Origin of the sequence: Streptococcus sp. (genome assembly GCF_019414905.1) — a bacterium.
In the GTDB taxonomy this organism is placed as follows: Bacteria; Bacillota; Bacilli; order Lactobacillales; family Streptococcaceae; genus Streptococcus.
The window spans coordinates 1-11,811 of sequence record NZ_DXLC01000149.1 but is presented as its reverse complement, the minus strand read 5'-3'; the positions used below and the strand labels follow the sequence as shown (position 1 = coordinate 11,811).

At 42.0% G+C, this 11,811-nt stretch carries 9 protein-coding genes and 1 pseudogene; 7 read left to right on the top strand and 3 right to left on the bottom strand.

Features of this window, described 5'->3' with window-relative positions:
* Together QZ359_RS04595 and QZ359_RS04590 are read left to right on the top strand one after the other, a co-directional pair.
* Positions 1-1,115 (top strand): hydroxymethylglutaryl-CoA synthase (locus QZ359_RS04595; protein WP_293963317.1); only part of this gene is annotated, 1,115 nt, incomplete at its 5' end.
* Complete coding sequence (locus tag QZ359_RS04590) at positions 1,115-2,389, top strand: hydroxymethylglutaryl-CoA reductase, degradative (protein ID WP_101784420.1); 1,275 nt, start codon at positions 1,115-1,117, stop codon at positions 2,387-2,389. The genes QZ359_RS04595 and QZ359_RS04590, both read left to right, overlap by 1 nt.
* 35 nt (positions 2,390-2,424) lie before the next feature.
* Here QZ359_RS04590 and QZ359_RS04585 read toward each other — a convergent pair.
* Positions 2,425-3,390, bottom strand: a pseudogene (locus tag QZ359_RS04585) (LacI family DNA-binding transcriptional regulator).
* The gene (locus QZ359_RS04580) at positions 3,371-4,825 is read right to left on the bottom strand and encodes a glycoside hydrolase family 32 protein (protein ID WP_293963313.1); all 1,455 of its coding nucleotides are present in this window, start codon (positions 4,823-4,825) and stop codon (positions 3,371-3,373) included. Before QZ359_RS04580 ends, QZ359_RS04585 begins: the two are co-directional and overlap by 20 nt.
* Before the next feature lie 379 nt (positions 4,826-5,204).
* Between QZ359_RS04580 and QZ359_RS04575 the strand changes: the two genes are divergently transcribed.
* Both QZ359_RS04575 and scrK read left to right on the top strand, forming a co-directional pair.
* The gene (locus QZ359_RS04575; protein ID WP_293963309.1) at positions 5,205-7,091 is read left to right on the top strand and encodes a sucrose-specific PTS transporter subunit IIBC; all 1,887 of its coding nucleotides are present in this window, start codon (positions 5,205-5,207) and stop codon (positions 7,089-7,091) included.
* A gap of 158 nt (positions 7,092-7,249) precedes the next feature.
* Positions 7,250-8,137: a fructokinase ScrK gene (scrK, locus tag QZ359_RS04570; RefSeq protein ID WP_293963307.1), complete on the top strand. Its 888-nt coding sequence runs from the start codon at positions 7,250-7,252 to the stop codon at positions 8,135-8,137.
* Between the two features lie 42 nt (positions 8,138-8,179).
* Here the strand turns inward: scrK and QZ359_RS04565 are convergent, their stop codons facing one another.
* The gene (locus tag QZ359_RS04565; protein ID WP_261080141.1) at positions 8,180-8,797 is read right to left on the bottom strand and encodes a TVP38/TMEM64 family protein; all 618 of its coding nucleotides are present in this window, start codon (positions 8,795-8,797) and stop codon (positions 8,180-8,182) included.
* 249 nt (positions 8,798-9,046) lie between these two features.
* Between QZ359_RS04565 and QZ359_RS04560 the strand changes: the two genes are divergently transcribed.
* From QZ359_RS04560 to QZ359_RS04550, 3 genes are all read left to right on the top strand, one after another.
* On the top strand, positions 9,047-10,609 hold the full coding sequence (locus QZ359_RS04560) for a type I restriction-modification system subunit M (protein WP_293963297.1): 1,563 nt from the start codon (positions 9,047-9,049) through the stop codon (positions 10,607-10,609).
* Positions 10,599-11,603, top strand: coding sequence for a virulence RhuM family protein (locus QZ359_RS04555; RefSeq protein WP_293963294.1), 1,005 nt, complete (start codon positions 10,599-10,601; stop codon positions 11,601-11,603). Before QZ359_RS04560 ends, QZ359_RS04555 begins: the two co-directional genes overlap by 11 nt.
* On the top strand, positions 11,603-11,811 hold a 209-nt coding region (locus QZ359_RS04550; protein WP_293963291.1), incomplete at its 3' end, for a restriction endonuclease subunit S. The genes QZ359_RS04555 and QZ359_RS04550, both read left to right, overlap by 1 nt.

Here is an 11,811-nt window from a genome sequence, read left to right as displayed (position 1 = left end):
AAGACTTAGCAGAAGCGAGGGGAATTGACCCTGAAAAATTAAGCAAAGGACTCTTGCTCAAGGAATTGAGTATTGCGCCCCTAACTGAGGATATCGTGACCTTGGCGGCCAGTGCAAGTGATTCTATTTTAACTGAGCAAGAAAGATCAGAAATTGATATGGTCATTGTGGCTACTGAGTCAGGAATTGACCAGAGTAAAGCTGCGGCCGTCTTTGTGCATGGTTTGCTGGGCATCCAGCCCTTTGCTCGTAGTTTCGAGATTAAAGAAGCCTGCTATGGAGCGACAGCGGCCCTTCATTATGCCAAATTGCATGTGGAAAATTCTCCAGAGTCCAAGGTTTTGGTCATTGCCAGTGATATTGCCAAGTACGGTATTGAAACTCCAGGAGAACCAACTCAGGGTGCTGGCAGTGTGGCCATGTTAATTACACAAAATCCACGCATTATGGCCTTTAATAATGACAATGTGGCCCAGACTCGTGACATCATGGATTTCTGGCGTCCAAATTACTCAACAACCCCTTATGTAAATGGTGTTTATTCTACCCAGCAATACTTGGATAGTTTGAAAACGACTTGGCTTGAATATCAAAAACGCTACCAGCTTACTTTGGGTGATTTTGCAGCTGTATGCTTCCACTTGCCTTACCCTAAATTAGCGCTAAAAGGCTTGAAAAAAATCATGGATAAGAGCCTGCCTCAAGAGAAAAAAGACCTCTTGCAAAAGCATTTTGACCAGTCTATTCTCTACAGTCAAAAGGTGGGGAATATCTATACAGGTTCCCTTTTCCTCGGACTTTTGTCTCTCTTGGAAAATACAGATAGCTTGAAGGCTGGGGATAAAATTGCCCTTTATAGTTACGGAAGTGGGGCTGTGGCTGAGTTCTTCAGTGGTGAATTGGTTGAAGGATATGAAGCTTATCTGGATAAAGACCGCTTGAACAAGCTCAACCAACGAACTGCCCTGTCTGTTGCAGACTACGAAAAGGTCTTCTTTGAGGAAGTAGAGTTAGATGAAACAAACTCTGCCCAGTTTACTGGCTATGAAAATCAAGATTTTGCCTTGGTTGAAATTATCGACCACCAACGCCGTTATAGCAAGGTTGAAAAATAATGAAGATAAGTTGGAATGGATTTTCAAAAAAATCATACCAAGAGCGCCTAGAGCTGTTAAAAGCTCAGGCGCTCCTTAGTCCTGAGAGACAAGAGAGTTTGGAGCAGGATGAACAGATGAGTGTGACTGTGGCAGACCAGCTGAGTGAGAATGTGGTGGGAACTTTTTCTTTACCTTATTCGATGGTTCCAGAGGTTCTTGTCAACGGTCAGGAATACACAGTTCCTTATGTGACAGAAGAGCCCTCTGTGGTTGCTGCGGCCAGTTATGCAAGTAAAATTATCAAGCGAGCAGGTGGCTTTACTGCTCAGGTTCATGAGCGCCGGATGATTGGTCAGGTAGCCCTTTATCAAGTTGCTGATCCTGAACAAGTGCAAGAGAAGATTGCCAGCAAGAAAGCAGAACTCTTGGAGCTTGCCAATCAAGCCTATCCTTCTATTGTTAAACGTGGAGGTGGGGCGCGTGATTTGCATGTAGAGCAGATAAAAGGCGAAACAGACTTTCTCGTTGTTTATCTCCATGTCGATACCCAGGAAGCCATGGGTGCTAATATGCTCAACACCATGCTGGAGGCCTTGAAACCAGTCTTAGAAGAACTCAGTCAGGGTCAAAGTCTTATGGGAATCCTGTCCAACTACGCGACCGATTCTCTGGTGACTGCAAGTTGTCGTATCGCCTTTCGCTACTTGAGCCGCCAAAAGGAGCAAGGACGGGAGATTGCGGAGAAAATAGCTTTGGCTAGTCAGTTTGCGCAGGCTGATCCTTACCGAGCTGCTACTCATAATAAAGGGATTTTTAATGGTATAGATGCCATTTTAATAGCCACTGGTAATGACTGGCGTGCTATTGAGGCAGGAGCTCATGCTTTTGCCAGTCGAGACGGGCGCTATCAAGGTCTTAGTCAATGGACGCTGGACCTTGAAAGAGAAGAATTAGTTGGTGAGATGACCCTGCCCATGCCTGTGGCGACCAAGGGTGGCTCTATCGGTCTCAACCCTCGTGTAGCCCTCAGTCATGAACTACTGGGAAATCCTTCTGCCAAAGAATTAGCTCAGATTATCGTGGCTATCGGGCTTGCCCAAAACTTTGCTGCCCTGAAAGCTTTGGTGAGTACAGGAATCCAGCAAGGCCACATGAAATTGCAGGCCAAATCCTTAGCTCTCCTAGCAGGAGCCAGTGAATCCGAGGTAGCTCCCCTAGTCGAGCGCCTCATCGCAGATAAAACCTTTAATCTAGAAACTGCCCAGCGTTATCTAGAAAACTTAAGATCATAAAAAACTCAGACGAATTGGTCTGAGTTTTCTTGTGCTTAAATACTTTTTCCTGGTAATAATGTAACTGGTAAGAAGTAACCAGTTGTCGCGACTTCCTTGCCTTCGATTTTTTGCAAGAGAAGGTCAACAGTGAGGCAGGCAATCTCTTCCAAGGGTTGCTTAATAGTAGCCAGTTGAGGATAGTAATTCTCGATAAAATAGGTACCATCGTAACCGATGACCTTGAGCTCTTCTGGGACAGAAATGCCCAATTCTTGAGCAATTTTAATGACTAGAATAGAGGTCAAATCATCCGAAGCAAAAATGGCATCTGGTTTTTGACGGGTCAAGATATTCTTGATTTCCATTTCTTTTCTGACAGGAGAAAAGTCACTGGAAACATTGATAATAGGTGCTTTGGGGAGTACGGATGCAAAGCCAGCGTGGCGTAGCCCAGTTGGCGAATTGGAATTGTCATTCCCTGTAATCATAATGATAGACTGGGCGCCTGTCTTAACCAAGGTCTGGGCAGCAAGAACCCCACCAGCATAGTTGTCAGAGGAGACGACAGGAATGTCTGGTGACAGATTGCGGTCGAAGGAAATAATTGGTGCTGTCACGCGATTGTAGTCTTCTATTCCCAAGTTGTGACTACCAGAAATGATGCCGTCTACCTGATTGGCTTCCAACATTTCGATGTATTCACGTTCCTTCTCAGAGTCGTGTTCGCTGTTGCAGATGATGGTCTTGTAACCATTTTTAAAGAGTTGGTGTTCCAGCTTATCAATTAATTCTGCATAGAAAACGTTGGAAATATTAGGGAAAATCAAACCGATTAATTTGGCTGATTTTCCTTGCAAGCTACGAGCTAGGTTGTTGGGTTTTTAGCCCAATTCTCGCATGGCTTCATTGACTTTTTGAATGGTTTTTTCAGAGAGATAACCTTTTTTGTTGATAACCCGAGAAACGGTAGTAGGGCTGACGCCTGCAAGTTTGGCGACATCAGTTAGTTTTGCGACCATAATCTAATTCATAGTAAGTTCCAGTTGGTGTTCCAGATTTAATCAGGATACCATTTTGGTCCGCATGTGGGAAGACACGACCAGAAAATACTTTTTCTCCTTTATTGATGAAAACTTCAAAGACAGAGTTATCGATGAAGATTGTAGCAGTAGTAGCTTGATTGTCGATAGGGCAAGAACGTGTAGTTCCAAATTCTTGGGCATACTGTTCACCAGCCTGGCTACGATCTACTGTCACTTGACCATTTACAAGGTCAAAGTTGATGGAAAGTCCCTTGCCTTCTTGATTAGCAAGTAAGACAATCTCGCTCTGGCTATTAGCTTCCAAGTTGAGTTCAAGTTCGTAAGTGTTCTTGGTTTGGGCACGGTTTGAGAAAGGTTCTTCAGAAGCACGAAGGTCCTTGATAGCTGCGACTGGGTATTGGTAGAGTTTGCCGTCTTTGATAGTGAGTTCCTTGACTAAAGAGAAGGTTCCTTGGTGGTCAAAACGGTCAGATGGATATGAAACATCAGGCAAGCCAAGCCAGCTAACAGCTAGAGCACGTCCATCAGGAGCGTTGAAGGCTTGAGTTGCATAGGCTTCGAAACCATAGTCCATGTTTTGAAGTTGAGATACATTTACCATTTTGGCATTTTCAGGGTCAAAGGAAGCCCCAATCTTATACATATTTGGAAAGATATTATCGTAGTCTAGAACGTTTTTATCCAATCCTTGTGGGCAGTAGAGAAGGACAGGTTGTTCCCCTACAAAAACCAGATTTGGACATTCCATCATGTAGGCAGTACGGTCGTTAGCAAAGTCAAGGTCGCCAACAGCTTGCCAGTTTGTGTAGTCGTTGTCAATAGCTTTGTAGAGACGGACGAAGCCTTTTTTCTCCAAGTCCTGTCCACCGACGATGGCATAATATTGACCCTTGAAGTTAAAAATTTGTGGGTCACGGAAGTGGTCAGTTGAGTCAGCAGGCTGGTCAATCAAGATCTTGTCAATCTTCGTAATCTTACCATCCTTGTCCATCAAAGCTCCAATCTGGTAAGGGTGACGGATCCAGTTTTCATCGCGGACATTTCCTGTATAAAATAGGAATAAGTTATCGCCAAACTGCATGGCAGAACCAGAGTAGGCACCGTGGCTATCTAATAGAGTATCAGGCAAAACTTTGACTCCAGTTTCTGTGAAGTGAACCAAGTCCTCACTTTCCAACTGCACCCAAGATTTCAAACCGTGGGCTGCACCAAAAGGAAAGTTTTGATAAAAAACAACCCACTTCCCATCAAAGTAAGAAAAGCCATTTGGATCGTTGAGAAGTCCTGTTTTTGGCTCAACATGGTAATGAGTATGCCATGGAGATTGAGCCATATTTTCCTTTATATGTTGAATTTCTTCTTGCGTCCAATCTTGATAAAGTCTGTAACGACGCTCGGTTGTCCATTCCATTCATTCATTCCTCCGAAAATCTTATCACTTCTAATAGTAACCGTTTTCGATTAAAAATGCAAGCCTTTTATGTTAAAAAAGAGAAAAAACTGCCAAACGTTTATCATAAATCAAAAGCAGGAAATCAATCATATTTTCACGATAATATGAAAGATAATGAAATAAAACCTTTTTAAACTAAGATTTCAAACTTATTTTTTCAAGAAATGCCTGATAAAACAGTCGAAAGCAATCAATTTGAAGTGTGTCCACTAAGTGGATAGAATATTTTTCTGCAAAACGCTTGACATATTTCTAAAACATGATAAAATAATAGTCGTAGGGCGAATAAAATCGCTTTCAAACAAGAACAAAATTTTATATAAGGAGATTTTTGCAAATGAACAATCAGGAAATTGCAAAAAAAGTCATCGATGCCTTGGGTGGACGTGAAAATGTCAACAGTGTAGCTCACTGTGCGACTCGTCTTCGTGTCATGGTCAAAGATGAAGGAAAAATCAATAAAGAAGTGATTGAGAACTTGGAAAAAGTTCAAGGTGCTTTCTTTAACTCAGGTCAATACCAAATCATCTTTGGTACTGGTACAGTAAACAAGATGTATGACGAAGTGGTTGCACTTGGTTTGCCAACATCTTCTAAAGAAGATATGAAAGCAGAAGCTGCTAAACAAGGAAATTGGTTCCAACGTGCTATCCGTACTTTCGGTGACGTCTTTGTACCAATCATCCCAGTTATCGTAGCAACTGGTCTCTTCATGGGTGTGCGTGGTCTCTTGACTGCTCTTGGAATGACACTTCCAGCTGACGTGACAACATATACTCAAATCTTGACAGATACAGCCTTCATCATCTTGCCAGGTTTGGTTGTATGGTCAACCTTCCGCGTATTCGGTGGAAATCCAGCCGTTGGTATCGTCCTCGGTATGATGCTGGTTTCTGGTTCGCTTCCAAACGCCTGGGCTGTAGCATCAGGTGGTGAAGTAACAGCTATGATCTTCTTTGGCTTCATTCCTGTTGTTGGTTTGCAAGGTTCCGTTCTTCCAGCCTTCATCATTGGGGTGGTCGGAGCCAAGTTTGAAAAAGCTCTCCGCAAAGTGGTTCCAGATGTCTTGGATCTCTTGGTGACGCCATTCGTGACACTTTTGGTGATGTCTATCCTTGGACTCTTTGTCATCGGACCAGTCTTCCATGTTGTTGAGAACTACATCCTTATCGGTACAAAAGCGATTCTTGGCTTGCCATTTGGTCTTGGTGGTTTCTTGATTGGTGGGGTTCACCAATTGATTGTCGTATCAGGTGTACACCACATCTTCAACTTGCTTGAAGTGCAATTGCTTGCTGCCGATCATGCCAACCCATTCAACGCCATTATCACTGCAGCTATGACAGCTCAAGGGGCTGCAACTGTTGCCGTTGGTGTCAAAACTAAAAATCCTAAACTGAAAACACTTGCTTTCCCAGCTGCTCTTTCTGCCTTCCTCGGTATTACAGAGCCTGCTATCTTCGGGGTGAACTTGCGTTTCCGTAAACCATTCTTCCTTTCATTGATTGCTGGTGCTATCGGTGGTGGACTGGCTTCAATCCTTGGTCTTGCTGGTACTGGTAATGGTATCACCATCATCCCTGGTACAATGTTGTACATTGGTAACGGTCAATTATTCCAATACATCCTTATGGTAGCTGTATCATTCGTTCTTGGTTTTGCACTTACTTACATGTTTGGTTACGAGGACGAAGAAGAAGTTGCTAGTGAAGTAGCGACAGAACGTTTGGTTCAAGAAGAAACAACTGGTAACATTCCAGTAGCTCCTCAAAATGAAACAATCCAAACTCCAATCGTTGGGGACGTAGTTGCTCTTGAGAATGTTAATGACCCAGTCTTTTCAAGTGGTGCAATGGGACAAGGGATTGCTGTAAAACCAAGCCAAGGTGTAGTTTATGCACCAGCTGATGCAGAAGTATCAATCGCCTTTGCTACAGGACATGCTTATGGTTTGAAGACAGCAAATGGAGCTGAAATCTTGATCCACGTTGGTATCGATACGGTGACTATGAACGGTGAAGGCTTTGAACAAAAAGTTGCTCAAGGCGACAAGGTTAAAGCTGGTGATGTTCTTGGAACCTTTGACTCAAACAAAATCGCTGCTGCAGGTCTTGATGACACAACAATGGTTATCGTAACCAACACAGCAGACTACGCTTCTGTGACACCAGTCGCAAGCGGTTCAGTTGTCAAGGGTGACGCTATCATCGAAGTGAAAGCCTAGTCCTCTTCGAAAATCAAATCTAAAAACAAAACGAACAAATATCATGTTTGTTCGTTTTTACTTGGATGGTAAGATTTACAGAGGAAAATCTAAAATATTGAGAAATCTAGCTCTTTAAAATGTGCTATAATAGAGAAAACAAAGATAAGAGGTTTATCATGACAAAATTATATGGAAGCTTAGAAGCGGGCGGTACAAAGTTTGTCTGTGCTGTCGGAGATGAAAATTTTAACATTGTAGAAAAAACACAGTTTCCTACAACAACTCCTATCGAGACTATCGATAAAACCATTGAATTCTTTTCAAAATTCGATAATCTTGCAGGTCTTGCCATCGGTTCCTTCGGTCCCATTGATATCGATAAAAACTCAAAAACCTATGGCTTTATCACAACGACTCCAAAACCTCACTGGGCAAATGTAGACCTACTTGGTGCTCTCCGCCGCGCCCTCAACGTACCCATGTATTTCACAACGGACGTAAATAGCTCTGCCTATGGTGAAGTGGTTGCTCGTAACAATGCTGGTGGCCGTATCGAAAACTTGGTTTACTACACGATCGGTACAGGGATTGGTGCAGGTGTTATCCAACGTGGTGAGTTTATCGGAGGTGTCGGTCACCCTGAGATGGGTCATTATTATGTTGCTAGACACCCAATGGACATTGAAAAAGAGTTTAAGGGTGTTTGTCCTTTCCATAAGGGATGTCTGGAAGGCTATGCAGCTGGTCCAAGTTTGGAAGCTCGTACAGGTGTTCGTGGGGAAAACATTGAACTCAATAACCCTGTTTGGGATGTCCAAGCCTACTATATCGCTCAAGCTGCGGTTAATGCGACAGTGACTTTCCGCCCAGACGTGATTGTCTTTGGTGGAGGGGTCATGGCTCAACAGCACATGTTGGACCGTGTCCGTGAGAAATTTACATCTCTTCTCAATGGTTACCTACCAGTACCAGATGTGCGTGATTACATTGTAACACCAGCAGTCGCAGGAAATGGTTCTGCTACTCTTGGGAACTTTGTACTTGCAAAAGAAGTTTCAAAATAAAGCACAAAATCCGCTTGGGAAACCAAACGGATTTTTTATGTGTCAAAGCATTTGCCAGAAAAAGTCAATAATATAGGTCAGTCCGTAGGTATAAACCACGAGGGTAAAGGGCTTAGTCAGAATGATGATGGTCATATAGCGCTTGAAGCTCATCTTGGTCAGGGCAGCCAGCATACAGAGAAAGTCAGCTGGACTAATGGGCCAAATCATCATAAAGATAAAGAAACGGTCAAAACGATTGCCCTTATCCAACCAGCCGATATACTTGTCATAGGTGCGCTTGCTGACGACAGACTGGACAAAGACAGCCCCATAGAGGCGCACCAGATAAAAGATAATAGCACAGCCAATCACGATGCCGATATAGTTGTAGATAGTTCCGATGATGTGGCCGTAGATAAAGACCCCAGCAACCGATGTCAAGGCCCCAGGAATGATAGGAACGACAGTCTGTAAAATCTGTAAAAAGATAAAGAGAGGTGGCCCCCAGATCCCTGCCTGCTGGATAAAGGCAGAGAGGGTTTCCTTAGACTGCAAAATCCCAGCCTGATAAGCCCAAATACAGAAAATCAAACTCCCAACCCCACCGACAATCGATGAGATGTTGATAACTTGCTGCAGAAGGGGAGAAACAGTTTTCATTTGTTTATCCTGTGACATGTAAACTCCTCATAGATAGTATAGTTCTACTATACCATATTTTGGAGGAGAAAGGGGGAAGATTGCTTTTGTGAGGGTGAATATAGGTAATATGGGGGTTTAGATGTAAATTATCGTAAAGTTAGGAGGTTTATGTTGAAAAGCTTATACTATTTAAAAATAATAATATTTATTGAATGCTAGAGAATTTTTTAGTAGTGAAAATATGATAAAATAGAAGAAATAATACATTAAATAAGGGAAGTAAAAATGGCAAATAAAGAAAATGCAGAACGCAAGGAACTGCATCGTAAAATTTGGGCAATTGCGGATGATGTTCGCGGTGCAGTAGATGGTTGGGACTTCAAGCAGTATATTTTGGGAATTCTATTTTATCGCTTTATTAGTGAAAATTTCAAAACCTATATCGAAGGCGGCGATGAATCAATTAACTATGAAGAGATTTCTGAAGATTTAATTACACCTGAAGTTCGAGATGATGCCATTAAAACCAAGGGTTATTTTATTATGCCTTCGCAGTTGTTTTCCAGTGTTGTCAAAACTGCTCGCCAAAATGAGCACTTAAATACAGATTTAAAAGATATCTTTGATGATATTGAGTCTAGTGCGATCGGTTATGCGAGTGAACATGACATTAAGGGTCTTTTTGATGATGTAGATACCAGAAGTAACAAGTTAGGTAGTACAGTTCCAGAGAGGAATCAGCGATTGACTCTGATTCTTGAAGGAATTGCAAGTCTTGATTTTGGAAACTTTGAAGATAACCATATTGATCTCTTTGGGGATGCTTATGAGTATCTAATCTCTAATTATGCTTCTAACGCTGGAAAATCTGGCGGAGAATTTTTTACACCGCAAAGTGTATCGAGACTCTTGGCGCGGATTGTTATGCTGGGCAAGAATGAAAAAAATAAAATCAATAAAATTTACGATCCTGCCTGTGGTTCGGGTTCGCTGCTCCTGCAAGCTAAAAAGCAGTTTAATGAGCACACAATTGAAGATGGATTTTACGGTCAGGAAATTAACATGACTACCTATAATCTAGCTCGGATGAACATGTTTTTACACAATATCAATTATGATAAGTTTAGCATTGAACGTGGCAATACCTTGCTTGATCCTAAGCATGTAAATGATAAGCCTTTTGATGCTATTGTGTCAAATCCACCATACTCTATCAAATGGATAGGAAGCGATGATCCAACGCTTATCAATGATGATCGTTTTGCCCCTGCGGGTGTATTGGCGCCTAAATCTAAGGCTGATTTTGCTTTTATTATGCATAGCTTGTCATACCTATCAAATAAGGGACGAGCTGCAATCGTAACTTTCCCAGGTATTTTCTATCGTGGAGGTGCTGAGCAAAAGATCCGTCAATATCTAGTAGACAATAACTTTGTTGAAGCGGTTATTCAGCTACCAGACAATCTCTTTTTTGGGACCTCCATTGCGACCTGTATTCTTATTTTGGCAAAGAATAAGCCAACGACGGATATCCTCTTTGTTGATGCAAGTAAGCAGTTTAAGAAAGAAACTAATAATAATGTTTTGACAGAAGAGAATATCGAAAAAATCTTAGCCAGTGTTGAAAAGAAAGAAAAAGAAGATTACTTTTCTTGTATGGTGGCACAAGAAAAAGTAGCAGAAGCAGACTATAATCTTTCAGTATCAACTTATGTAGAAAAAGAAGATACACGTGAGAAGATTGATATAGATGTTCTCAATAAAGAAATAGCGGAGACTGTTGCCAAGATTGATTACTTGCGTGCAGAGATAGACAAGATTGTAGAGGAGCTGAGCTATGGCAAATGATGTGATTCTCTATAGGACAGATGACGGCGAGTCCGCTATTGAACTTCACTTGGATAATGGAACGGTCTGGCTGACCCAACAAGAACTAGCTGAGCTCTTTCAAACTTCCAAGCAAAACATTAGTAAACATATCAAGGCCATCTTTGAAGATGGTGAGTTGGATGAAACAGTGGTTGTCAACTATCAGTTGACAACCACTCGTCACGGTGCAATGGCTGGGAAAACTCAGTCAAAAAAAGTCGCCTTTTATAATCTGGATATGATTTTAGCGATTGGCTATCGTGTTCGTTCTCCTCGTGGCATTCAGTTCAGACTCTATGCTTCGACAGTCTTGAAAGAGTATCTGATTAAGGGCTTCGCTATGGATGATGAGCGTCTGAAAAACTTGGGTGGAGGCTCTTACTTTAAGGAACTCCTTGAAAGAATCCGAGACATTCGCTCGAGTGAAAAAGTCTTTTACCGTCAGGTCTTGGATCTCTTTGCTACATCAAGCGACTACAATGCAAATTCACCAGAGGCAAAGAAGTTCTTTGCGACGGTTCAAAACAAGATGCATTATGCTATTCACCACAATACTGCCAGCGAACTAATCTACAATCGTATTGATAGTGAAAAGGAGTTTCTGGGCTTAACTACCTTTAAGGGAGACCTCCCTACTCTATCTGAAGCAAAAGTTGCCAAGAATTATCTGACAGAAAAGGAACTCCGTGGGCTTAACCAGCTTGTATCAGGATATCTAGACTTTGCTGAAAGACAGGCAGAGCGAGAAGAAGTCATGACCATGGCTGACTGGGTGGCTCACGTTGATCGAATACTTCAGGCTACTGGAGAAGACTTGCTGGACAATAGTGGTTCTATCTCTCGTGAACAGATGAAGCATAAAGTAGATAAGGAATATAAGAGCTACCAAGCCAAGACCCTCAGTCAAGTTGAAAAAGATTATCTCAAGGAAATCAAAAGTATTGAAAATCTAGCCAATGAAGGAGGTAACTAATGAACATCCTAGAAGAAATCCAAAACTGTCCTGTTGAATGGAAAGAGTTGGGGGATAAAAATGTAGCGAAATTATCTCGTGGCAAGGTAATGTCAAAACAGTTCTTAGAAGAAAATAAAGGAGAATATCCAGTATATTCTTCTCAAACAGCTAACAATGGGGAAATTGGAAGAATTTCAAGTTTTGAATACGATGGAGAATATATAAC